Genomic DNA, 23,176 nt, shown 5'->3' with positions numbered 1-23,176 from the left:
TTTCCACAATCACAGCAAGAGAGAATATTTTACAGCGCTTTGAGCCTTACGCAAACTTAGGTTGTTTTCAAAGCCTTGCAAAGCAAGGCTTTGAAAACAAAAGGAGTGCTAAGCACTCCTTTTGTTTATTTAGACATCGCCATAGTTTTAATCTCAGGAAAAACTAGTGGCTCGTTCAGAGTTTGACTCATGTTGCCAATAATCGCCTGTAGATACACACGTAATTGCTGGAACTTGGTCACATTGGGCTGATACGTGCCATCAGTTTCCAGTTCAAATAATCTACCTGCAAATAAATCACTACTGAGAGTCGGATCTTCTAAAATTACTGAGCTTTCTGGTTCTTGCCAAGGAAATAACCCTTCAGGTAAATCACCTTGTAAAATGCTCAAAATGCGATCGCGACAGGTTTTGATATTAATGCCACGCATTTGTAATTGTTGAAGCAGTTGATTGGGATTAATAGCCTTAGTCAGGTTGAGTCGGCAAATCTCTTGTAAGAGGAAGTAATCAGAGTATTGCTGACGTGCGACATCTTGTAAATTGGGATAGAGCGGCGATACAGCTAAGCCATTGGCTACCACCGAAGTAGCTAAGGGATCGATCTTGGCATTAGGGAGCTTTTGGGCTAGCCAACGCGATAGTAAGGGAATATGCATCGTGCTACCGAGTAGCAAAACTTGGTGTACATCTTCACCAAGAATGCCCGCATTACTGAGGATGGTATTGAGTTCACGATTGAGGCGTTGGATAAATGGTTGCAAAATCAAGTTCTCCAATTCCCGTCGCAGGACGACTATTGGTTGTCCCATCAACTCTTCATTCCAACTATCTACGCCCACATCGCTACCAAATGTGACTTTGACGCGATCAGCTAGTTCCAACATTTGTTGTCCAAGATGGGAACTCAATAAATATTGCTGAAGGAGAATCCGTTGCTGAGGTGCAGAAGCTCCAATCTCTGGCAAACTGAGATGCTCGAAATTACAGAGATGGCGGTTAGGATTGGTGATTAGCTGCCAGTGTGGATAGAACAGTTGGACAACAATATCTTGACTGATGCTGACACCCGCATAGTCAAGGCTGCGAATATGAAGCTTGGATCGATCTTTTGTCTCACTCAGTCCCTTAGTCAGACAGAGATTGGTAGTGACCGCACCTGCATCAATTAAAAGCGTGATTTCCTGAGAAATTTTTTGATCATGAAGCAGCGACAAAACTGGCGCGATCGCCTGATCGACAGCCATTACCTGCTCAGCTTGATTAACTAATCCTGCCTTAAGAATAGCTTCACGGACATTGAGAATATAAGTGTCTGACCAGTCAGCAGGATATCCAAATACAACGCCACTCAACTTCAGTAAAATCAAACCAACATCGGGAAGTTTGGGATGATTTGCCCTAGTTTGGATCTGCTCTAGTAAATTTTTGAGAGCTGCAATTAACCACCTCAGACTCACTTGACGAGAATCTGACCATTGAATAATTGGCTGCCAAGCACTCACACCGCGATAGGGTAAGCCCAGTTTAAGGAACTGTTTGAAATGGACAAAAGCTACTTCACCAGTTTCAAGCCCAGCATTTTGCGATCGCTTAGTAAGAATCCTAATATCTTTAGCGATCGGGTCATCCAGACTATGATGATCCTCAGTCCACACGACTTTGCATGGCATTTCCTCAACATCATCAAGATACAGAGCATACACGCGACCAGTATCAGCATTTAGTAAGCTAGCTCTAATAGCAGTACTTCCAAAATCAATCCCTAAGACCCAAGTATCATCGAGGCTATAGACTTCTTTCTCAGGTGGAGCGGGAATTAGCGCCATGCTTCGTGATTCCAATACGAGCGAGTCTATATCGAAAACATTTTCACTGGTGTCGCTAATCGGTGCTACCGATGACAGCCCAAGTTGCTCTCGCCGATCATCAAGTAAAGGATTATTAAAATTAAATGAGTTCAAATTCTTGAGTAAATTATCCCACTCATTATCAGTAACATTACTAGGAGCATCACCTTGAGCATCGGCAAACTCATTGAGTAATAATTCTTCTTCCTCAATCTCAGCATTATTTTCTAAATCAATAAAATCAGCGATCGCTTCAGATGTTCCTTTCTCTGACAATTTTGGTAGCGTAGCCTTTTCGCTGGTATCTGCGAAGCTATTCAATTTGTCGTATTCTAAAGAAGCAAAAAATTCATCAGCAGACAACTCTAAAGATTCAGTATTAAAACTATTATCTTTACTATCAATTGGCTGTAATAGCTTAGATTCAAGCTTTTCTAGAGCTATATTCCAATCATCATCTTCTGCTGGAGTAACATTTGAACCTTCTAATATTGTGGGGACTTTTTCGATTTCTGCAACCCCAGTTACTGCTGAAGTATCGAACGACTCTTCCTGAACAAAGCCTTGCATAATCGTATCTAATTGTTCTTCGATAGATGAACTTGTTTCTGGGAGAGCAACAGGCTCCTTGATAGTATCTCTACGAAAGTCAATTTTGCTATGGTCTACTTGTGGTAGAACTTGCATAACTGTATCTGGTTCTTCTAATTCAGTTGCAGGATCAAAACCAAATAGAAGTGTATCAAGATCGCTTTCATCGTCTAAATTTAGATCTGGATTTGGATTGCTACTTATTTCCTGCTTACTGACTTGGGGAGATTTTTCAAACAGTTCGTCCAGTTCATCACTAGCTGCAAATGGAGTTGGTTGAGAATATTTAGCAGCATTTTCGGCAATTACTTCTGCAAAAATTGCATCCATTTCATCAATCTTTGATGAGGACGATTTGGATGAAGATGTAGAAGATCGAGGTAAATCTATTTCTGAAATCTGATCCTCTGGTTTTATATCAAATAGCGAATCCTCGTCATCAAAAATCTCAGGAATATCATTGACTTCAGTTGTAAAGGGAGATTGCTGTAAGTCAACGTTATTTACGGCAATTTCTGACTGTTCGTCATGATCAGTAAAAGAATCAGCAAATCGATCAATAAATAAGGTGTTGGGGTTCTCAATAATCTGTGGAACTTCTAATTCATCGATTTCTGAGGGTGGACTAACTTTTTTGCTGCTTGATGATTGAGCTGACACCTCAATGATCGTAGGATAAGCTTGAGATTCTTCAGTCTCCCAATTGGTTAGGGCATAGGGAGTATTGCGAATAAATTGATCAAGTTTAGCCGCTATTTGCGGATCTGAGGCAACCCCAGCATCAAGGCGGTCTAAATCCGAATTAAGATCATCAACTAATGAATCTTCCCATTCTGGAAATGCAAAATCGTCAGAACTTTTACTAGTAAGTAGAATTAGTGATTCGTCAGAATCAACAGCTTGATCACTATGAGAGCTATTTAAAAACTGTTCAATTTTGGACTCTATACTATCTGGATTGTCCGAATTTGCCTGCGAACTGATATTAGCTGAGGCAATCATAGGAGCAATCTGAGAAGGATTAAAAACTTCTAGCTCAGATGGTGAACTGTTGAACATTGAGGAGGATTGCTCTTCTCTTTGGGTAGGTAGTTTAGCCATGTCCAGAGCTTCATTGCCTAACCATGACAATAAATCCTCATCGGGGGAAACATCAGCAATATTTGTGGTTGGGCTAGGGCGATTGTTACTCTCCTCTAGCCATTTTAAAAGTTCAGGATCATCAATTAGTTCGCCAGATTCGCTGACTTGCTCTGATACAGGAAAATTTAATGATAGTAATTCAAGAGGATTATCTTCTTCTCCAGTTTCTTCCATTCGCTCCTGCGGCGTATCAAATATCTCGACGATTTGAGTAGCAGCTTCTAAATCAAAATCAGGATTTAACTCACGAGCCGCGAGCGCACTTTGAGGATCGAGAATGATGCTTGTGCCGAAACCAGCTAAATCACTTAATGGATTAGCCTGTATTTCTTCTGCAACTGTTTCTTCAAATAGGCTGTCAGCAGACGCTCCTAATATACTTTCCAGATCAGAAACTCTTAAGTCTATAGACTCTTCGGTGTTATTTAGGGCATTTGCATCTAAATTACTTTCAGTATGATCCTCTGCTTTAGCGGCTGATAGGACTAAATCTTCACTATCAGTTTGTACCTCTAAAGGACTTATCTCGACTTCAATAATTTGGGCTTCGGGTGTTTGAACCTCAGCGATCGCTTCACCGAACTCATTACCCGCTAACAAAGCATTGATCAAATTTTCATCAGCAGGTTCTGTAAAAGTCTCTAGATAGCGGATTGGAATATCATCTGGTAATTCAGGCAATATGTTGGCAGACGATGAAGTTACTTCATCTGAGCTTGTTGGTGCTTCGGGAGTTTGTTGACTAATCCGATTAACTAAAGCGTTAATTAACGCCTCTCCCTTTTGTTCAAGGGTTTCCATATGACCAAGTTTGGCGGCGATCGATGTCTGATATTCTTGGATTTCCTGCTCTAGCGATCGAAATGTAGTACTAAACATTTCATCAAGATGTAGCAAAAAGCGATCAGTTTGTTCTTGTACTTTATTTACAAACTCTTCTTGTGGTGGCTCTAAGTTAGAGAGCCCTGAATTACTCGCAGAAAGATTGGCTAAGTTGTCTTGGAGCGTCTGTACCACGGTTTGATTGACACTATCGGCAACTGTTCCTGCCATAGTTTGCTGTACTGTTTGTTGTAACGAGTCAGAAATTTGATCTCGCACATAGTTATTTACCGAGCTTAATGATCGATCTAAAGCTTCTTGTTGAGTAGTTTGAAACTCTTGAAATTGTCTCATCCAAGTCGCGCGATCGGATTCTAGCTGAGAGATTTCAGCATTTAACTTTTGCTTTTGTTGATTTAGAGTAATTAATTCTTGACTTATTTGCGATCGCTGCTGAGATTCAACAATTTTATTTAAACTCGCCGAAATTTCTCCTACCATGAGCGCTCTTTCGACAGCGAGAGTTTGGCTGACCACCTGCTGCACGGATTGCTGTACTGAATCTTTGACAACCTGCTGCAATGTCTGTTGAATTGCTTGCTGGAGCGAAGCAATCATGCGATCGTTGACAAATGTAGAGTTGGGTTCAGGTGTGCCATTCGTCATTGTGCTAGTCTCCTTTGTCAAGTAAGATTCAGCGCCAAATAAGTTGCTTACTGGGCTAACTAATAGGGGTGGCAATGTCTCTAGTTTATCCGTTTTAAAATTGTCTGTATTGACTTCTTTTGTTTTTAAGTCATTTTGATGAGACTGTTCGTTACCCTGATGATTGCTTAGATCATTATTGGGGTGATTTTGTCCTTGTAAGCGCGTTACTAAAGCTTGATACTGCTGCTCTAAATTACCTAGAAGTGAGTCATCAGCTAGGCTCTCAAGGTGCGATCGCAACTGTTTTAGCTGCTCTCTCTGGTGAATGGTATCTGGGGATGGTTTCCTCGATACTGATCCCACAGGACGGCTCAGCAATGTATTGATTTGATCGATCAAATTAGTAATCAGAACTTTTGACATAGCGCCCCCTGTAAGACCTCCATAGCAATAGATAAGGGATGATCTTGAGGATTAGTAAGTAGGTAAGCAAAAAAACTAAACATAAAACCCAAAAGCCTTGCAGGCTGATGCGTGGTCGGCATAGCTCTTAGGTCTGTTTTTTAATTATGCTGAGGTACGTAAATCCCAAGATCACGAAAATTGGTGGGCAAATTGACTCTCAAATGAGCTACACTCTAAAGCCAAATTTGTTAGCAGACAATAGCACACATCTTTCCCAGTTTTTTGCTAATATCTTGGCGATTTTCTATAAATTTTTTTGTGAGTTTCTGGCGAAGATGACTATGAAAAACAAATCGCATGTTTCTCCGACTTTTTCGATGGTTCAGCCATTTCGTCGATTAACTAACTACTTACTTGTTTCAGCGATCGCTACTTTAACAACCATAGCGATCGCTGGTAGTGCTGTTGCAGAGCGTCGTGAGGTCGATATTCGGTTACTTGTCAACCAAGATGAGGGGTTTACAGTAATGACCCGTAAGGCTGAAATACTGGCACGATCAGCGGCGCAGCGTACATTTGATCGTGAGGTATTAGTTTCGGATGTATCGATCAAAGTTACTGCTCAAAATCTAAATCAGGATCAAGCTGCAATTATCTTGCAACTGATTGTCTCCCGTCGCGACTGGGCAAGTCGTCCTGATCCTAAAATATGGGCGACCTATTTCCCAATGGCAAAATCACTAATTGGTATCAGATAAAAAAATAAGGCTAGCGCAATGCGCTAGCCTTATTTTTTTAAGAGGTGTTACTTTTGCAACACCTCTTTTTTACGAGCTTAGAACGAGAATACAGTTCTCAAAGTACCAACGAAGATGGTGCTTCCAGTTGTATTGTTAGGATTGAAAATAAATTGAACATCAGGAGTGATACGGATATTGTTGGTAACTGGGAAGTTGTAGAACAATTCCAAGTTGGTTTGAGTTGCGTTGCCAACAAAGCGATCAATAAAAGGTTGACCAACAGCAACTGCTGCCATTGCTCCTTCCTTAAACAAATCAGGGAAAGCAAAACCAGCCATCCAAGTTTGAGGGCTCAAGTTGCCTGCTGTAGCTGGAGCAGCACCAAATAGTCCGCTTGTGAAGGCACCAGGAACAACACCACGGTTATCAATTGTACCAAAGCCATAGCGACCAAAGATGGCGATACCCTTAGCAAACTTCCACTCAACGTTTACACCACCTGCATTAATGTTGGCGTTGTTGACAGCACCATTGGTGTACTGAAGCTTGATTGCAAGAGGCTTTTCACCAGCATCGTTCTTAGGAGCGAATTCTAATTCGGCTGAAGCTTGATAAGCATCACCAAATAGACCACGGTTAACTCCATTAATAGCGGTAGGTTGGTTGCCACTAGCAGCTAAATAAAGACCACGTACACTGAATGCGCTCTTGCCAAGATTCCAATCAAAAGCTGCACCCGCACCACCTGTTTGACCATTCACCAAAACCATCAGAGGATTGTTGATAAAGAATGTAGATGCGAAATCAACAGCTTCGTTGTTAGCGTAGCTATTGGTATCAATGTGGTCGTAAGCGTGCATTACGGGACCAACAGAGATACGAGCATCGCCAAGGTTAAAGTCATAACGCAATTTAGCAAGTGTAAAGGTTGAACCTAAGCCAGTGTAATCTTGTCCATAGGTTTGGAAGCCAATATTGCTCGAATTAGGATTACCTGCAAAGCTATTTTGAGTAGTTGAACCAGCACCGAAAGCAGTGGGAATACTAGAACCGCCATTACCGACTTCTAGTCTTGTTTTCAACAGATCGCTACCTGTGAAGCTGGTGTTGAGGTCTAAACGAACACGACTAGAGACAAAAACATTGGAGCTGCTAGGAGTGCCAGGATTACCACTAGCACCCTGTACGGACATGATTGCTTCGCCAGAAAGCTTAGTGGTGGTGGAGAACTGTTGAGCTTCGAGCTTAGCGGTCTTAGCATCAAGAGCATCTACACGACCACGAAGGGTTGCGAGTTCAGCAGCAAACTCTTCTTGTAGCTTTTGCAAGGTGGCGAGGTCTTCTTTGGATACCTTGTCTGCCAAACCTGCGGAGATGATTTCGTTGATCTTGTCTAAGCAAGCATTCAAACCAGCAGCAAATTCAAAGCGGCTAGTTGCTTGTCTACCACGGAAAGTGCTATCAGGATATCCAGCGATACAACCGTAACGCTCTACTAAGGATTGTAATGCGGTGAAAGCCCAGTCAGTAGGGCGAACATCGCTAAGTTGAGATACTGAAGTTACATTTTGAGCAACTGGATCGCTGCTCATAGCTTGGCTAACTTGAGAAACACTTGTAGTGGTTTCTGCGAATGCAGGGGTTGCGGCGACTGCACCAATAACACCTAAGAGACTTAGGCTGCCAGCTAGATTCAAAGATACTTTTTTCATTATTCCACTCCTCACGAGAGTAAATTTTAAGTTTGTGTGTTTGGCTTATGCAGTTAGTGTAGAGTTTATCGACCCTTACGCTATCGATTATAGTCTATACAATTCTATACAACTTTGGCAGATACATGGGATCGATCTTACCCAAAATAACTGTCTATCGCTTTAGATACTGCTAGATTAGCTACATAAAATTCCAATCTGAATGTATCCTAGCATACTTAGTTTAAATATTTTGTCATCCGATCGGGCTATCTTGACAGCAAGCTATTCTTTAGCAATGTTTTGGAGGATTCTGTTACTTTTGGTTAAGGGCGATCGCTATACTTAGAATTTTAATACGAGCTTTTTATGTCTTCCTCCAATCAAATCCCAGATTTAAGCAATATCGCTCAACAGTTGGATAGTGAAAACTCACGAGATCGCCTTCGCGCCTTGGTATCTTTACGAGATTTGTCGCCTGACGAAGCAGTGCCATTGATTTTAAAGGTAATTGATGATGAAAACTTACAGATTCGCTCGATGGCGGTATTTGCGCTAGGTTTAAAGCATACAGAAGACTGCTTCCCTGTGTTGGCAAGGATTCTAGAAACTGAGAATGACTATGGGATTCGGGCTGATGCGGCTGGAGCAATGGGTTATTTGCAAGATAATCGAGCCGTTGAGCCATTGTTACGCGCTTTTTATGAAGACACTGAGTGGCTAGTCCGTTTTAGTGCGGCTGTGTCATTGGGAAATTTGGGGGATGTGCGAGCCTATGATGCTCTAATGCAAGCATTGGATAGTCCTGAGACTATGCTGCATCAAGCAGCGATCGCGGCTTTAGGTGAAGTAGGCGATTTACGCTGTGTCGATCAAATTTTGCGGTTTGCCCAGTCTGATGATTGGCTAACCAGACAACGTTTGGCGGAAGCTTTAGGACATCTGAATTGTGAAAAGAGCCTCTCTGCTTTGAACTATTTAGTTAAAGATGCCCATCCACAGGTAGCAGCAGCAGCTCAATATGCGATCGATCAGTTGGCAACTAATTAGTACAGAAACTGTAAAGCGGTTTAATTTATTGCTTTACAGCCGATTCGTAAAATAAAGAACTTACGCAAAATCATTTTATCGTAGGTGCAATTCATGAATTGCACCTACGATAAAATGAGAGCTTCAAGTCCTTTTGCGTAAGTCCTAAAATAAAGAACCAAATTTTTAGTAGCGCGGCAAAACCGCGCTACTAAAAATTTGGTTCTTTAAAATTAAATAGCAGAACGCTCAGATGACTAGGCAAGGAAATAATAAGCAATGACGATAATTTTGGCTGGAGATATTGGCGGTACAAAAACCCTTGTGCGGGTTGCTGAAAAAAATGCTGACGGATTTAGAGTTTTATATGAACAACGCTTTGCTAGTGCTAATTATGCTAATTTCTCAGATGTTTTACGCGAATTTAATGAAACTGCCAAAATAAATTTAGGTGTAGGGCTAGAGATAACAGCAGCTTGTTTTGGGATTGCTGGCCCCGTGAACGATCGCCGATCGCAATTAACTAACCTCGGTTGGTTTTTTGATAGTGATCGCCTTGCCGAGGAACTCAAGATTGACAAAGTAAGTTTAATTAATGACTTTGTGGCAGTTGGTTATGGGGTTTTAGGATTACATCCCCATGATTTATATACTTTGCAAGAAGGGAAAGTAAAAGAGAGAGCGCCGATTGGGGTGATTGGTGCAGGTACAGGTTTGGGCGAGGCATATTTGGGATGGAATGGCGATCGCTATGAGGTGTATCCCACTGAAGGTGGACATACTGATTTTGCCCCAAGGAATGCGCTAGAAATTGAATTATTGCAATATCTGCTCAAGCGCCATGATCGAGTATCAGTAGAGCGCGTGGCTTCAGGGACAGGAATTGTGGCGATTTATCAGTTTTTACGCGATCGCCAAGTTTCTCCGCCCGAGTCGGCAGAAATTGCTGAGAAGGTGCGCCTATGGGAAGCAGGGGATCTCACCTCTGGTGCAGCTTCTGTGATCGCCGAGGCAGCATTAACAAATTGTGGAGTTAATAGTGAGACTAATATTGATCACCTAGCCACGCAAACGATGCAAATGTTTGTAGAGGCTTATGCTGCCGAAGTTGGCAATTTAGGATTGAAACTAATTCCTAATGGGGGCTTATATATTGCGGGTGGTATTGCTCCCAAAATATTGCCTTTATTACAGGAGGGAACGTTTTTACAGGTACTGAAAAACAAGGGAAGAGTTAGCTCGGTTTTAGAAGATATTCCCATCCATATTGTGCTTAATCCTGAAGTTGGACTAATTGGGGCAATGCTTTACGCCGCTAGTTTTGTTTGAGGCGATCGAGGATCTTATCTTATTGCCTACAGGTAATGGAAATACTTGATTAATTCTCTCTGGCGATTTTTTTTAATCAGCGATCATCAAATAGCGCTCTAAATTCTACAAAAGCACAAAATGGCTACGTCATGTTGAGCTTTAAAACCTTTGCTGGGTTTGGTTTTCAATCCACAAAAGTGTGACAACACTCTCGTGAATTGGTATTAGCCAGTACAAACCCAAACCCAGAAGATGAGTTGCGGCGCGAAGCGCCGCAACTCATCTTCTGGGTTTATGTCCTAACCAAACCTTGCTTTGCTATAGATACTCTGCCCAGATATCAACTACTTCTTGTGAGCCATACCATTTACCCGATCGCGGTGAATGATACACACCATCGATCGCCATATTCTTCGCTCCATCCAAATAAGCAGCCTCAATCGGAATTATGCCATCGCCCCATACATCCCCTTGACCGATGGTGAGTTCATAACTACTATAGGCAAGCCATTTTTTTGGTGTATATTTTTTGCCCTGCACCGCATTTCCCGCGACACAAATATATTCAATATCGTCGTAAAAGGCATCAGGATAATTGTCATTAACAAAGCCTAAATTTGGCAGTGACCAAGGTTCGAGGCTACGTTGGGGAGTTCCTAGGCAAACGAGCTTGGCTACCTTAGAACGCGCATTCCAAACTTTGTCGTAATAGGGGCGATCGCCTAGATAAATCCGTGAGAGCCAGCCCCCTGCGGAATGAGCAATGATATTTACTTTCGATGCACCTGATTTTTCTAATTCTAGATTTACAGTTTGGTCAAGCTTCTCTAAGATAGGGGCAATTGACCGACCGCCCACCGTCGGAACCCAGTCCCACCATTTCAAGGGTACGACGGTAGCCGCTAAATTCTTCTTTTCTAATTTCTTAGCGATCGGTATGTAATCAGATGCACCTGCAAGATATCCCGCCAGAATAATATTGGTAGTAGTCATATAAAGCCCAAAATGTATACTCGAATATATAAAAAGTGTTTTGCACTTTTTATATATTACTTTTCGTCAGGGCGTTGACTCAGGCAACTACCACCACGCGCCGCATTGCGAAAAGTTTGCACAACTTCGACAGTATTCACATGACCGCAGTAGGGACAATAAACCTGTTCACCAACTTGTGGCTCGATGTCCGCACGACTCCACCATTTACGACAGCGATCGCAATGAAAGTGATAAAGAAACTCGAGGGAAACTTTCATAGGCTGTGCTGTGCCTCTCGATAGGCGGCGTATACGCCTTTGACGTTGTACCAATTTAAGAAAATTCTAGCGATTTCGAGGGCGAGTTGGGGCTTGCCTTGTGAGATTAGCCATGTAAGTAAGGGACGTAGCGATCGCTCATTCAGCAGACCACCTAACGACAATACGCCCCAAAGCATGACATGGAGCCATGTCATCTGAATCATCAACCTGACTTGCCATGTTGGATGTTTTTGATAAAAGACGACCCCCATTCGTCCGCGTTGGGCTTCGACATCAACAAGGCGTGGTAATTGCTCAATCGTAAAGGCGGGATGCCAATGATAACCAACGGCTTCAGGACACTTAATTAGTTTTAATCCCAATTTTTTGAGGCGCACACCTAGCTCTAGATCTTCCCAGCCATACTGACGGAAGCTAGTGTCAAACTTCCCTGCTTCAAGTAACCAATGCTTAGCGATCGCCACATTACCCGTTGCAAAAAAAGCAGTGGAAATATCTTGAATTTTAATTTTCTCAGAGGTGGGATTGTCAAAGTTGCTGGTATTGATTACTAGCCCGTAAGTAAAGGCGCGATCACCACTTTTAGAAGCTTTTTCTAAAGCTTTAGCATGGGCTGACAAAAATACTGGCGTAACGACAAGATCGCTATCAATAAATACGATGGTGTCACCTTTTGCTAAGTCTATACCTGTATTTCTAGCGATCGCCGCCCCTTCATGGTTTTGCAGAAATAAACGAACGTGAGGAAATTCATCAGCATGGCTTTGCAAAAATTCTACCGTGCCATCGGTAGAGCCATCATCAACCACCACAATCTCATAGGATTGAGTAAAGTTTTGTGCTTCCATAGCTTGCAAACATTTCTGCAAGATTGGTAAGCGATTATAAGTTGGGATAACAATTGACCACATACTGATCATTATAAAAGTAGAGGACGCTAAGCGTCCTCTACTTTTTAACTAAAAAAGAACGCTTGCGCGTCCTTTTCTTTTAATTACGGGATTGTTGCCAAGATTGCCAGAGAGTAAGTCCGCCAACATAGGCATAACTCAATGCATACAAAACCATAAATGGAAGGGTTATATAAAGCCCTTTGCTAAGTGCCAATATTGCGGCGATCGTACTGTAAACAGATAGGCAAATCTCGATCGCAGCAGTGGCATCAAGGGGGATCTTATAAGCCTTATTTTCCCAGCGATCGCTTTTATGCTTAATATCAAACTTGGGTGTGCGTCGAAAATTTGCTCCTGTATTGGATAAACCAGCAAATACTGCACGGCTATTGCTCCAAGAAATACCAGTACCAAGGACAGCTAATAGGAAAATCCGACCAAGGCGGCGCTGCCAAGACTTAGGATATAACTCGCGCTGTGCATGGAAATACAGAAATGGGGGGCCAAAGGTGGCAGGGAGCATAAAAATCACCCAAATGCTCTCAAAGGAAATCCGCATGGCGTTCGCATGAACAGGCGTAAGCAGCATCAAGGGAATTGAGAGCAAAACCAAGAGCAGCATTAAAGGATGTGCCGAATATCCCGTCAAATGCATGGTGGCTTGAAATTTTACAGCCAGACTCAGATCAGCTTTCCAGATTTGAGCAACTAACTTCTTTGCACATTGAATGCTGCCCTTAGCCCAGCGAAATTGCTGCAATTTGAAGGCAAGCATAGCAACAGGTAACTCCGCAGGCGCGACAATATTATTGTCATAAACAACCTGCCAGCCTTTAAGTTGAGCGCGATAACTTAAGTCCATGTCTTCGGCTAAGGTGTCAGCGTGCCAGCCACCAGCATCAATAATTGCCTGACGATTCCAAATACCCGCAGTCCCGTTGAAATTTAGGAAATAGCCATTTTGCGATCGAGCTTGCTGCTCGATCGCAAAATGTCCGTCAATCCCAGTCGATTGCAACTTGGTAAGTAACGAATATTCAGAATTGATATGTCCCCAACGGGTTTGGACAACGGCAACCTTAGCATCGGGATTTTCTACATAATGACGAATTGTATCCTTGAGCCAGTTTGCTGAAGGGATGAAATCCGCATCAAAAATGGCAATATAATTTCCCTGAACGAGTGGCATTGCATCTTGCAAAGCGCCTGCTTTAAATCCAGAGCGGTTGACACGATGGACGTATTCAATCCAAAAGCCCTGATTTTGGTATTCTTGGACAGTTTCGCTGAGAATCGCTTGAGTGTCGTCAATGGAGTCATCAAGTACTTGAATTTGCATTCGATCGCGTGGGTAGTCCATCTGACAAACTGCATCTACCAATCGGCGCGAAACATAGCGCTCATTAAAAATTGGTAACTGGATGGTGACAATTGGTAAATCTTCTAAGGCGATCGCATGATACTCAGATGGATCGACTGCCAACACATAACTGGAAAAGCTATTGATTAGCGGTTTGTCGAGGCGAAATTGATCGAAGTTATCAAAATTATTGACAGCAATCGCACCTGAACTGGGTGATGATGTTGCGGCTTGAGCAACTTGGTATTCTCGTGCAGGATTAAGTTGCGGAAAAACAAGTTTTTTCCGTAGAGAAAGCTTAGGCTTATGGACAGCAGTGAGCCAATAAGCATTTAGCCCATAAAGTAATAGCCACATTGCTGCCACAGCATTTAGGGCGGCTAGGATCGATATTAGTATCAGAATGACTCTTGACTCCTTCTTACCACACGAAGCACTAATCTTAAAAATTGATCAGACGAACGAAATTAGTACACTAAGAAATATTACGACGCTTATCCTGTATTTGTAGAAAAATTTACGATTTGACGCTAAGTATTTATACACCTATTCCGTAAATCTTAAAAAAAAAACAAAATAGGGGCGCTTTGCGCCCCTATTTTGTTCATAGCTGAGACATTGCTTGAAGGGCGATCGCCGCCGCCTCCTGTTGAGCCGCTTTAATGCTTTTGCCTTGTCCTTTACCCCAGCAGCGATCGTCAAACCATACTTCTACGGAAAAGAGGTTGCTGGGATTGTTGGCGGCTGTGTCAACATTGCGATATTCAGGTAAACGTTTCCATCGTCCTTGAGTCAATTCTTGCAAAGCCACTTTGTAATTACCCAGCGCAGGAATCGCCAACAAAGCCTCAGCAAAACGCTGCATATGTGGATCGAGCCATTTACGGATGAAAGCTAAATCTTGAGTATTAATGTATAGTGCTGCCATTAAAGCTTCTAGGGCATCCGCTAATAGAGATCGCAGAGCTTGCGAGTCATTACGAGCGGCATTAGAAACCACAACATATTTTTGGAGATCGTAAATCCCTGCGATTTCGGCTAGGGTTTTGTCACTGACTAGATGCGATCGCAGAGCCGCTAAGTCACCCACCTTGCGATCGCCATATCTTTCTTGTAAAAACAAACTCACTGATAAACGCAGCACACTATCGCCCACAAACTCCAACTGATCATTGTTGTAGGTATTGGAAAAACTGGGATGTACCAAAGATTGATCAATCAATAGCCAATCAAAACCTTGAGGATTAATCCTCTCTAGTTTTGATTGTTCTAGTCCCATCTGTTCTAACAAACGGACTAACTCTCTTTGACGACGTGGATCAATGGTAGATGACATGAGACTTTTTAACGAGATTTAGTAACAAGGGGCTTAAGCCCCTTGTCTGTCTTAAAATTACAGTTACGGATACAATTACAGCAACTTTGTAAATATGATCGTAGTCCATCGTAACCATGACTAAAAGGTTTTTCTCTACACTCTGCCTAGCCTTGCTGGCAACAGTGACAACGATTTGGATTGTGGCTTGTCAGCCCAGTACTACAGTTACAGACTCTAAACCCACTGCTAATACCACAGCACCCGTAACAGGTTCAGGATCTGGTGGCGTTAAAGATACTCTCCGTTTAGGCGCAGTTCTGCCTGCAACAGGCGACCTATCATCAATAGGCGCACCGATGATCAAATCCATTGATTTTCTGGTGGAAACCGTCAATCAATGTGGCGGTGTACTAGGCAAACCCATCTCTTTCTTTAAGGAAGATGATCGCACCGATCCACCCGCAGGTGCTGAAGCCATGACAAAACTGGTGAAGGTTGATAACGTCGGTGCGGTGGTTGGCGCGTTTGCTAGCAGTGTTTCTACGGCGGCTCTAGCGATCGCTGTTCCTAATAAAGTCGTGATGATTTCTCCAGGTAGTACTAGTCCCGTCTTTACCGAACGTGCGAAAAAAGGCGAATTTAATGGCTACTGGTATCGCACCGCTCCCCCTGATACCTATCAAGCTTTAGCTCTAGCAAATCTTGCCTATAAAAAAGGTGCGCGAAAAGTTGCCACCCTCGTCATTAACAACGACTATGGCGTAGGTTTTGAAAAAGCTTTTGTCGAAGCCTTTGAAAAACTCGGCGGCACAATTGTCAACAAAGGCAACCCAACTCGCTACGATCCTAAGGCAACCACTTTTGAAGCTGAGGCTAAAGGCGCATTTGGTAGTAAACCTGATGCAGTTGCTGCAATTCTCTATCCCGATTCTGGCGGTGCGGTAATTAAGGCAGCTTTTGAACAGGGCTTAACCAAAGATGTGAAGATTTTGCTCACCGATGGTGTAAAAACCGAGGACTTTCCTAAGTTAATTGGTAGTACCCCTGAAGGTAAATTGATTTTGGCAGGTGCGATCGGTACGGTTCCTGGTGCTGATGGAAAATCACTTGACACATTTACCAAGCGATTCAAAGAAAAGACAGGTCAAGATCTAGGCGCTTTTGTACCTCATTCCTATGACGCAGCAGCTCTAGTGGCGATCGCTGCTGAAGCTGCCAAAGATGGCACTGGCGATGGTATCAAGAGTAAAATCCGTGAAGTAGCCAATGCCCCAGGGCAAGAAGTCAGTGATGTTTGTGAAGCGATCAAGCTAGTCAAAGCTGGCACAGACATTGACTATCAAGGTGCAAGCGGCAACGTTGATCTAGATGAATATGGCGATGTTAAAGGCAGCTATGACGTTTGGGAAGTCCAACCTGACGGCAAAATCACTGTAATTGATCGCGTTTCTCCTTAATACCAATTCACAAAAGTGTTGTCACACTTTTATGAATTAAAAACCAAACCCAGAAAGGGTTTTAAAAACACAAAATGGCTATGCCATTTTGTGTTTTGGTATAACTATCAACTAAATTAGAGAGGTCGCTTTGCGCTCTCTCTAAATTTAGACAAAAAATCTGCTAATCTTTCTGTAAAAATCTCCGCCTTTACCTAACATATAGAGACGCAATATCTATGGCGATCGAACTTAAAGCTGCTGCTCCACAAGAAGTTTCCATCTACATGCCCTATTACCGAGAGCCAAACAAGCGTCAAGCTCTCCCCTATGCTATTTCCCTATACAAACAAGGCGAAATCACGGGTGAACGGCATATCGAAGGAAGTCCAGCGGTTTCTTTTATGGCAGTATGGCGCGTGGCAAACTTGCCCTCGGATCTGGCTTTATGTCGCTTAACCTTTGAGGGTGATGCTGACATGAGCTATGAAATGACATTAGAAAATTCAGAATTTGTTGGCTATTTAATTGATGTTGTCTCCAATATTCGCGACAAAGGCTATGTCGATTTTCCACAAATTTTTTACAGCAAGTTATTTCGACTCAAATTAGCTAGTGCTGAAGGCAATTAAATTTTTTACTAATTTTTGCTCATATAGCAACCCAAAAAATATCAACTCATGTATAATCCTAAGCTCAAATCTTGCTAAAAAAAACAAAGTCAGCTAAAGTCCTGATGCAGCTTTTTATAAGGCAAAAGAACAGTCAAATTTAAGGGGTTTACATTGTGTCATATGCCGCCCAACGCCTCGAATATCCAGAGCGACAGTCAGAACCTGTAGCTAAAAAAGTCGATCCCATGATTATCAGAGCTGCGAAGCAGATTTATCGCTACTATGCTGATTCCTATGCAGCACAACTGCCACGTCCGATGGGCATAGCGATCAATCGCATAGATATGACTGGCAAACTTATTTACTCCCAACTGATTTTGCTACCACAAGAGAGCTTTGTCCCAATGGAATTAATAGAGCTATCTGATTATCATTAAACTTGCTTTAATGCCTGTTTAATGAATATTAAATTCAAGTGGCTTAAGTTACTTTGGCTCAAACTAATTTATAAGATATTTATAAAAATTGATTTATAAAATACTTTATTGTGAATAAAGTTTATTGTTTAAGTGATTAATATTTTAGCTAGCCATTTGCCTTGACTCAGAAATCATTCAAATTCTTATAGGTATTAGTTATGACGTATGCAAGTTCTTCGGTATCCGTTACAGCCACAGCGTCAGTACGTTTTCAAAGTAAGCTCAAAGAAACCAAAAACTTCGGTGATGCTTTGGTAGAGATATTCTCTGACCTTGTACAGTTAGAAATTGTGACTTGGGTAGCCCATGAAGGTGATATGACCCATAGAGCAGGTAATCGCTTAAAAACAACGATTAATCTGATTGATGGTGATATTGAAAATGAGTTGGGAGCAGACTTTTTGCAGGGTTCTCCCTATGCAGAGCTACGTGGCTTCCATGAGATTCAAGTGGAGAAGGGTGCAGAGACGATCGCCAATAATCTCAAAACTCTAGTCGATATTGGACAAAAGGTAACAGGTTTGTTAAATGGAGAAAGTGAGCCAGAGACAGAAGATGCGGTTGATTTCAGTAGCAGCGATCGCTTTCTCAGTCGAGTCTAGTCCTGTCTAATTTATTCGACCTGTCGCTAAGGGAATCTGTATGCAAGATCTGGCTACAAACAACAAAGTTAATGCCGAAAATGAACCGACTCGGATCAAATCTGGGCGCGTAAAACTTGCTAACAATAATGAGCCTGCAACACCGACAAAGAAAGATGGTGCTGGTGAAAGTACTACCCTTAATAAATTTCGAGAAACGATCAAAGATGTTTTAGAAGAAATTACGGTGTTGGAAGTCAACACCATGATTGTCAGCCACATTCCAATCACCAGATTTGATGCAAGACAGTTTTACTCTGATCTGCTTGAAAACATCATGTACAAAACAGAGGAGGGGCTGCAAGACATCAGAAGATCTCTCCTTGACCGTAGTAAGGAACTGCAAAAGCAAGGATCGGCAGCTTCTCAGACTGAACTTGATCGATATAACCGTGATTTAGAAATTTATAAACGAGCAGAGCGATCTTTTAACAATCGTCAAAATTTGACTGATCCTAGGCAAAAGGAACAATTTGAGATTGAACAAGCTTGTTATGAGGAACTAGCGGACAAGGTATTGCAATTAGATATTGCTAAGGATGCCGAAGGAAGAATAATTCCTGATGCGCCAATGATTCGTTACTTCCGCAAGTTATGGGAATTTGAGCAATCAATTTTGAATGGTGAACGTGTCTATGCTCAGACTAGGTTTCAACTTGATGGTGATTTGACCAATCGATTTTTGGATGATTTATTTGTACCAGCTAGAAGCAAAATTGATCCAAAGATGGCAAAGTTGGTTTTTGATTTGCACCATCAAGCGGTCGAAAATGCGGAGAAACAATGGTCAGGATTGATCCTAACTTGCGTCAGTCTGGTCAAAGACTTGATGCAATTTCGACCAAAATAATCATGTGGCAACGCTTTGCGCCGTTAAGTAAGTAGATAAACATAATTAATTCCAAACTCAAATTTATAAAGTTACGTCCCCATGAGACGAAGCTTTATAAATTCAGATAATTTATAGTTAAGGTGGCTATGCCTGATTGGTTGGCTGTTATTGATGACGAAATTAGTTTGTGGCTAAATCCCACTGTTATTGACCAGATTTATCTGGATACAAAGGGTTTAGCTAAGGCTAATGAGATTATTTATAGAGTTAATAGTCGGGACTTACTAAAAGTATTAGCCTCTAGTGTGGGCATGGCAGCAAAACGACAAGGGGCGATCGCCATTTGGACTTATTACACAGATAAAATTGGTAGTTTGGGTAATTTGTCTACGACAGAGACAGATTCACTCATATTGCGGACTTTGATACATATAGATGGCGATCTTAGTCAAAAGGTTTGTGAAGAGATCTTGTATCATCCTCGCGCTGATCGCATTTTAATGACCCATAGTTTTGTGGTTAGTCAAATTTCGCGGCAATTTTTAACTGCGATCACTGATTATGTTGAGCAAAAATTACGTCCATTTGCGATCGCCACTGTATCTTTTACAACAACAATCACATGGTGTGATCCGTTGCAAAATCTGGGGAAAAGATTTAGTTTCTCAGCCGATTTAACTGCTTATTTATCTAATCAATGCTGGGCGATGGCGAGCGCTGCTCCGATTGTGGTCTTAATGATTTGGTGGATTTATTCCAAACTCAATCTGACCTTGCCATCGCTACCAAAATCTAGCCAGAAATTTTTCACAAATTTACTCGGTCTTCTAGAAAGTAAAGTTTTTCAACTGGTGGCGATCGCGGTAGTTATCATTTTAATTTTTTGTTGGATTACGATCAGAGTTGCTATACCTATCGAGGCAAGGGCAAATAGCTTCATCGTTACCCTTGAGTCTTTAGTAGAGCCATATTTGCCTGTGGCGATCATTAGTTTACGCCAATGGATTGTCAGTGGATTAGGCAAAATCTTTTTCCGTTATCCTTTCTTCGTTAAATTGATTTTTGGGCGTTTCATAAGATGATGGTGTTACGCAAAGTGGAAATTACCCGATCAAGGCAATGAAACAAGTTGAGATTTGGCGATCGCAAGCAGCCGCAACCCTTGGATTTCTGGTTCCCAAAATTGTTGGCAGTACGATCAATGAAAAAGATGGACTGGTAGACGATCTAGTGCGCGTTTTAAACAACTTACCCGCACGTCCAGAAACTCGTCAGCCCTATGCAGGTATTCTTCCTGCGGCCGATTTACCAACATGGCGCAGTCGGGCGGCATTAACTCTTCAGGCTTCCGTGCCCAAGATTCCCGATGTTGAAGGTAGCGTTTTTGATGGGGCGATCGATGATTTGATCCGTTTTTTACGTAATTTACCCGCACGTCCGACAGGGCGATCGCCCTATGCGGGACTTTTCCCTGCGGCGGATTTATCAACATGGCGCAAACAAGCGGCTCAGACCTTAGTAGCAGCGATCGGTCAGATCACCGATCCAAAACATAATAGTGCTGATGGTCGAATTGATGACTTAATCAGGGTGATGAGTGGCTTAACTTTGCGCCCTATCTTACGAAAGCCCTATGAAGGGCTTTACCAAGCGCCAAATCTGACTGAGCACCGCAAATTAGCAGCGCGGCGCTTAGATCAATTGATTACTGGACTTAAAGATGATTTCAACCCCAAGGATGTACTAGTTGATAGCACGATTCGGATTCTCAATAATCTGCCTCCACGTCGTCTCGATCAAGAGCCATATGAGGGCTTATATCCCCGAACTACTGAGACCAATCTAACTAAAGCTTCTGGGTTGATTACTCAAGAACAACTGAGTGCGATCGCCCCCTATTCCCGACGCGATCGCCTTGAGAAGCTCCTGCCCCACTTGAATAACACAATGCAGCGTTATGCAATCACGACACCCCTGCGTAAAGCGCATTTCCTCGCTCAATTGGGTCATGAAAGCGATGGATTTAACACTAACGAGGAATATGCCTCTGGTGCAGCCTATGAAGGAAGGAGGGATCTTGGTAATACTCAGGCTGGTGACGGTGTGAGGTTTAAGGGGCGTGGCTTGATCCAAGTTACTGGAAGAGCCAACTATCTTGATTGTGGTCGAGCCTTGGGCGTGGATTTGATCAACAATCCTCAGCGTTTAGGAGATTTCGATCTAGCCTGTCTCAGTGCAGGCTGGTTTTGGGATACTCGGAAACTTAATGGACATGCTGATCGCGATGATGTCCTTACTATTACCCGTATCATCAACGGCGGCACAAATGGCTTAGCTGATCGTCAGTCCTATTTAGCCAGAGCTAAGCGGGTATTGGGTGCTTAACGCTAAACATGAAAGGCGACAAAACATCGTCTTTCATGTTTAGCGATTATGTTTTAATGGATAAATCATGCACAGGTTTCGGTGAGGGTAAATCCATGACTCTGCAACCTCTAACATCTGAAGAAGAGATCGCTCCAGAGATCGATTATCCTGACAGTGACGGCAATCCTATGGCTGACAATACCGAACAATATCGCTGGATTGTGATCATCAAAGAAAATCTAGAGATCATGTATGCCGAAGACCCAAATGTATTTGTAGCGGGAGATTTACTTTGGTATCCTGTGCGCCGTACTCAAAAACGAGTTGCACCTGATGTGATGGTGGCGCTAGGTCGTCCCAAAGGTCGCAGAGGCTCTTATAAACAATGGCTAGAGGATAATATTGCGCCACAAGTAGTTTTTGAGATCCTGTCACCCAGTAATAAAGATCGGCGTGGGCAAGATTCCCTTGAAGATAAGTTTGACTTTTATCAAACCTATGGGGTTCAGGAATATTACATTTACGATCCTGATGATTTGATCTTAGAAGGCTGGCAGCGAGTTGGCGATCGCCTCGTCCAAATTCCATCAATGCTGAATTGGGTCAGTCCATTGTTAGGAATTAGATTTGATTGGGCAATGGGACAGGATTTAATTATCTCGCGTCCCGACGGTCAGAGATTTTTGTCGCCTGTGGAACTAAGCCAACGTTTGCAGCAATCAGAAATCCAAGTCTGGCAAGAACAGCAACGCACCGCCCAAGAGCGTAGACGTGCGGAAACACAACAGCAACGCGCTGAACAAGAAAGTCTACGTGCTGAGCAAGAAAGCCTACGTGCTGAGCAGGAAAGTCTACGCGCTGAGCAAGAAAGCCTACGCGCTGAGCAAGAAAGTCTACGTGCTAAGCAGGAAAGCCTACGTGCTAATCGTCTTGCTGAGCGTTTACGAGCTTTAGGTATCGATCCAGACGATGTTTAAACTTGAAGGCAATCTGGGACTCTGTGGCGCACATCGGACTGGCAAAACAACATTAGCGATCGCGATATCCTCGCACCTAAATATCCCCTTTGTCCGCACTACGACCAGCCAAGTTTTTGCCCAGCTTGGCTTAGATCCTGCCGAACCAATGGACTTTCAAACAAGACTGTTTGTGCAGAATCATGTTTTGGATGCTGCCGAGCAGGTTTGGCAAGAATCGGCTAGCCCTTTTATTAGCGATCGCACCCCAATTGACATGATTGCCTACACCCTCGGCGATATTCAAGGCAAGACCGATGTGGATTTTAATTTGCTAAGTCAATACATAGATCGTTGTTTTGCTAGTACCAATCAATTTTTTCAAAAACTCGCCATCATTCAACCAGGTATCCCGCTTGTGTATGAGGTGGGCAAGGCTGCTCTTAATGCTGCATATATTGAGCATATTAATGTTTTAGTGATTGGGCTATGTAGCGATCGCCGTCTCAAGACTAATGTGTTTTGTAATGCGCGAGATGTGATCAATCTAAAAACGAGAATTCTTAATATTTTGGAATATTTTGGAGAGGTTTAAATCTCCGAAAAATGGGTAACTTGATCTATAGGACAAGGGGTAAAAGTTATCTGTAGGTGCGGGAAAGTGAACTTTAATAATTTGGAATTGGAATATATCCTAGATTCAGCAGGTTAAATTTGAAATAAGGTATTTTTAATAAAGAGCAATCAAAATAGCCAAATGCCAGAGATAGACGTACAAGACATAGACCATCTGG

General features: G+C 42.5%; 19 protein-coding genes. 12 read left to right on the top strand and 7 right to left on the bottom strand.

Annotated features, from left to right (window positions below; all coding sequences use genetic code 11):
• Positions 1-125: 125 nt before the first annotated feature.
• Positions 126-5,477 carry an acetate and sugar kinases/Hsc70/actin family protein gene (locus tag H6G05_RS14840; RefSeq protein WP_190578917.1) on the bottom strand — a complete coding sequence of 1,784 codons (5,352 nt, stop codon included), beginning with the start codon at positions 5,475-5,477 and terminating at the stop codon, positions 126-128.
• 323 nt (positions 5,478-5,800) lie between these two features.
• Between H6G05_RS14840 and H6G05_RS14835 the strand changes: the two genes are divergently transcribed.
• Entirely contained in the window at positions 5,801-6,217 is a 417-nt protein-coding gene (locus H6G05_RS14835) for a hypothetical protein (RefSeq protein ID WP_242025524.1), read from the top strand.
• A gap of 77 nt (positions 6,218-6,294) precedes the next feature.
• Here the strand turns inward: H6G05_RS14835 and H6G05_RS14830 are convergent, their stop codons facing one another.
• Complete coding sequence (locus H6G05_RS14830) at positions 6,295-7,911, bottom strand: iron uptake porin (RefSeq protein WP_190578916.1); 1,617 nt, start codon at positions 7,909-7,911, stop codon at positions 6,295-6,297.
• A gap of 348 nt (positions 7,912-8,259) precedes the next feature.
• Between H6G05_RS14830 and H6G05_RS14825 the strand changes: the two genes are divergently transcribed.
• Both H6G05_RS14825 and H6G05_RS14820 read left to right on the top strand, forming a co-directional pair.
• Positions 8,260-8,940: a HEAT repeat domain-containing protein gene (locus H6G05_RS14825; RefSeq protein WP_190578915.1), complete on the top strand. Its 681-nt coding sequence runs from the start codon at positions 8,260-8,262 to the stop codon at positions 8,938-8,940.
• Between the two features lie 258 nt (positions 8,941-9,198).
• On the top strand, positions 9,199-10,248 hold the full coding sequence (locus H6G05_RS14820) for a glucokinase (RefSeq protein WP_190578914.1): 1,050 nt from the start codon (positions 9,199-9,201) through the stop codon (positions 10,246-10,248).
• A 300-nt stretch (positions 10,249-10,548) separates the two neighbouring features.
• On the opposite strand, the gene H6G05_RS14815 is transcribed toward H6G05_RS14820, so the two are convergent.
• The 5 genes from H6G05_RS14815 to rnc all read right to left on the bottom strand — a co-directional run bounded on the left by H6G05_RS14815 (position 10,549) and on the right by rnc (position 15,075).
• Positions 10,549-11,223: an esterase/lipase family protein gene (locus tag H6G05_RS14815; protein ID WP_190578913.1), complete on the bottom strand. Its 675-nt coding sequence runs from the start codon at positions 11,221-11,223 to the stop codon at positions 10,549-10,551.
• 56 nt (positions 11,224-11,279) lie between these two features.
• The gene (locus tag H6G05_RS14810; RefSeq protein WP_126384628.1) at positions 11,280-11,483 is read right to left on the bottom strand and encodes a hypothetical protein; all 204 of its coding nucleotides are present in this window, start codon (positions 11,481-11,483) and stop codon (positions 11,280-11,282) included.
• Complete coding sequence (locus H6G05_RS14805) at positions 11,480-12,397, bottom strand: glycosyltransferase family 2 protein (protein WP_408962478.1); 918 nt, start codon at positions 12,395-12,397, stop codon at positions 11,480-11,482. The genes H6G05_RS14810 and H6G05_RS14805 overlap by 4 nt, the downstream gene beginning before the upstream one ends.
• Before the next feature lie 79 nt (positions 12,398-12,476).
• Entirely contained in the window at positions 12,477-14,096 is a 1,620-nt protein-coding gene (locus H6G05_RS14800) for a glycosyltransferase (RefSeq protein WP_190578911.1), read from the bottom strand.
• A 247-nt stretch (positions 14,097-14,343) separates the two neighbouring features.
• Positions 14,344-15,075, bottom strand: a complete 732-nt coding sequence (rnc, locus tag H6G05_RS14795; RefSeq protein ID WP_190578910.1) for a ribonuclease III — start codon at positions 15,073-15,075, stop codon at positions 14,344-14,346.
• Positions 15,076-15,191: 116 nt separating this feature from the next.
• On the opposite strand from rnc, the gene H6G05_RS14790 reads away from it, so the two are divergent.
• The 9 genes from H6G05_RS14790 (at position 15,192) to H6G05_RS14750 (ending at position 22,977) form a co-directional block, all read left to right on the top strand.
• Positions 15,192-16,514: an ABC transporter substrate-binding protein gene (locus H6G05_RS14790; RefSeq protein WP_190578909.1), complete on the top strand. Its 1,323-nt coding sequence runs from the start codon at positions 15,192-15,194 to the stop codon at positions 16,512-16,514.
• Positions 16,515-16,732: 218 nt separating this feature from the next.
• A complete protein-coding gene (gene ebsA, locus H6G05_RS14785; RefSeq protein WP_094535607.1) occupies positions 16,733-17,125 on the top strand; it encodes a type IV pilus biogenesis protein EbsA in 393 nt (130 codons plus the stop codon).
• A 155-nt stretch (positions 17,126-17,280) separates the two neighbouring features.
• Positions 17,281-17,544 (top strand): hypothetical protein, encoded by a 264-nt coding sequence (locus tag H6G05_RS14780; RefSeq protein WP_190578908.1) that lies wholly within the window; start codon positions 17,281-17,283, stop codon positions 17,542-17,544.
• 200 nt (positions 17,545-17,744) lie between these two features.
• The gene (locus tag H6G05_RS14775) at positions 17,745-18,188 is read left to right on the top strand and encodes a hypothetical protein (RefSeq protein WP_190578907.1); all 444 of its coding nucleotides are present in this window, start codon (positions 17,745-17,747) and stop codon (positions 18,186-18,188) included.
• Positions 18,189-18,228: 40 nt separating this feature from the next.
• Complete coding sequence (locus H6G05_RS14770) at positions 18,229-19,077, top strand: hypothetical protein (RefSeq protein WP_190578906.1); 849 nt, start codon at positions 18,229-18,231, stop codon at positions 19,075-19,077.
• 128 nt (positions 19,078-19,205) lie between these two features.
• Positions 19,206-20,141 (top strand): hypothetical protein, encoded by a 936-nt coding sequence (locus H6G05_RS14765; RefSeq protein WP_190578905.1) that lies wholly within the window; start codon positions 19,206-19,208, stop codon positions 20,139-20,141.
• Positions 20,142-20,178: 37 nt separating this feature from the next.
• Positions 20,179-21,444 carry a glycoside hydrolase family 19 protein gene (locus H6G05_RS25050; RefSeq protein WP_199310555.1) on the top strand — a complete coding sequence of 422 codons (1,266 nt, stop codon included), beginning with the start codon at positions 20,179-20,181 and terminating at the stop codon, positions 21,442-21,444.
• Between the two features lie 95 nt (positions 21,445-21,539).
• On the top strand, positions 21,540-22,403 hold the full coding sequence (locus tag H6G05_RS14755; protein ID WP_190578904.1) for a Uma2 family endonuclease: 864 nt from the start codon (positions 21,540-21,542) through the stop codon (positions 22,401-22,403).
• Positions 22,396-22,977: an AAA family ATPase gene (locus tag H6G05_RS14750; RefSeq protein WP_190578903.1), complete on the top strand. Its 582-nt coding sequence runs from the start codon at positions 22,396-22,398 to the stop codon at positions 22,975-22,977. Before H6G05_RS14755 ends, H6G05_RS14750 begins: the two co-directional genes overlap by 8 nt.
• The last annotated feature ends 199 nt before the right edge of the window (positions 22,978-23,176 follow it).

It is taken from the genome of Phormidium tenue FACHB-1050, from assembly GCF_014696925.1.
Taxonomy (GTDB): domain Bacteria; phylum Cyanobacteriota; class Cyanobacteriia; order Pseudanabaenales; family Pseudanabaenaceae; genus Pseudanabaena.
Note: the sequence above shows the minus strand (reverse complement) of the source record. Positions and strands in the feature narration are given on the sequence as shown.

Excerpts from the sequence above, each read along its gene's own strand:
- H6G05_RS14775 (WP_190578907.1), top strand. The coding sequence starts at position 17,745 with ATGACGTATGCAAGTTCTTCGGTATCCGTTACAGCCACAGCGTCAGTA.
- ebsA (WP_094535607.1), top strand. The coding sequence starts at position 16,733 with ATGGCGATCGAACTTAAAGCTGCTGCTCCACAAGAAGTTTCCATCTAC.
- H6G05_RS14765 (WP_190578905.1), top strand. The coding sequence starts at position 19,206 with ATGCCTGATTGGTTGGCTGTTATTGATGACGAAATTAGTTTGTGGCTA.
- H6G05_RS14750 (WP_190578903.1), top strand. The coding sequence starts at position 22,396 with ATGTTTAAACTTGAAGGCAATCTGGGACTCTGTGGCGCACATCGGACT.
- H6G05_RS14810 (WP_126384628.1), bottom strand. The coding sequence starts at position 11,483 with ATGAAAGTTTCCCTCGAGTTTCTTTATCACTTTCATTGCGATCGCTGT.
- H6G05_RS14790 (WP_190578909.1), top strand. The coding sequence starts at position 15,192 with ATGACTAAAAGGTTTTTCTCTACACTCTGCCTAGCCTTGCTGGCAACA.
- H6G05_RS14825 (WP_190578915.1), top strand. The coding sequence starts at position 8,260 with ATGTCTTCCTCCAATCAAATCCCAGATTTAAGCAATATCGCTCAACAG.
- H6G05_RS25050 (WP_199310555.1), top strand. The coding sequence starts at position 20,179 with ATGAAACAAGTTGAGATTTGGCGATCGCAAGCAGCCGCAACCCTTGGA.
- H6G05_RS14815 (WP_190578913.1), bottom strand. The coding sequence starts at position 11,223 with ATGACTACTACCAATATTATTCTGGCGGGATATCTTGCAGGTGCATCT.
- H6G05_RS14800 (WP_190578911.1), bottom strand. The coding sequence starts at position 14,096 with ATGTGGCTATTACTTTATGGGCTAAATGCTTATTGGCTCACTGCTGTC.
- H6G05_RS14755 (WP_190578904.1), top strand. The coding sequence starts at position 21,540 with ATGACTCTGCAACCTCTAACATCTGAAGAAGAGATCGCTCCAGAGATC.
- H6G05_RS14820 (WP_190578914.1), top strand. The coding sequence starts at position 9,199 with ATGACGATAATTTTGGCTGGAGATATTGGCGGTACAAAAACCCTTGTG.
- rnc (WP_190578910.1), bottom strand. The coding sequence starts at position 15,075 with ATGTCATCTACCATTGATCCACGTCGTCAAAGAGAGTTAGTCCGTTTG.
- H6G05_RS14830 (WP_190578916.1), bottom strand. The coding sequence starts at position 7,911 with ATGAAAAAAGTATCTTTGAATCTAGCTGGCAGCCTAAGTCTCTTAGGT.
- H6G05_RS14835 (WP_242025524.1), top strand. The coding sequence starts at position 5,801 with ATGAAAAACAAATCGCATGTTTCTCCGACTTTTTCGATGGTTCAGCCA.
- H6G05_RS14840 (WP_190578917.1), bottom strand. The coding sequence starts at position 5,477 with ATGTCAAAAGTTCTGATTACTAATTTGATCGATCAAATCAATACATTG.
- H6G05_RS14805 (WP_408962478.1), bottom strand. The coding sequence starts at position 12,397 with ATGTGGTCAATTGTTATCCCAACTTATAATCGCTTACCAATCTTGCAG.
- H6G05_RS14770 (WP_190578906.1), top strand. The coding sequence starts at position 18,229 with ATGCAAGATCTGGCTACAAACAACAAAGTTAATGCCGAAAATGAACCG.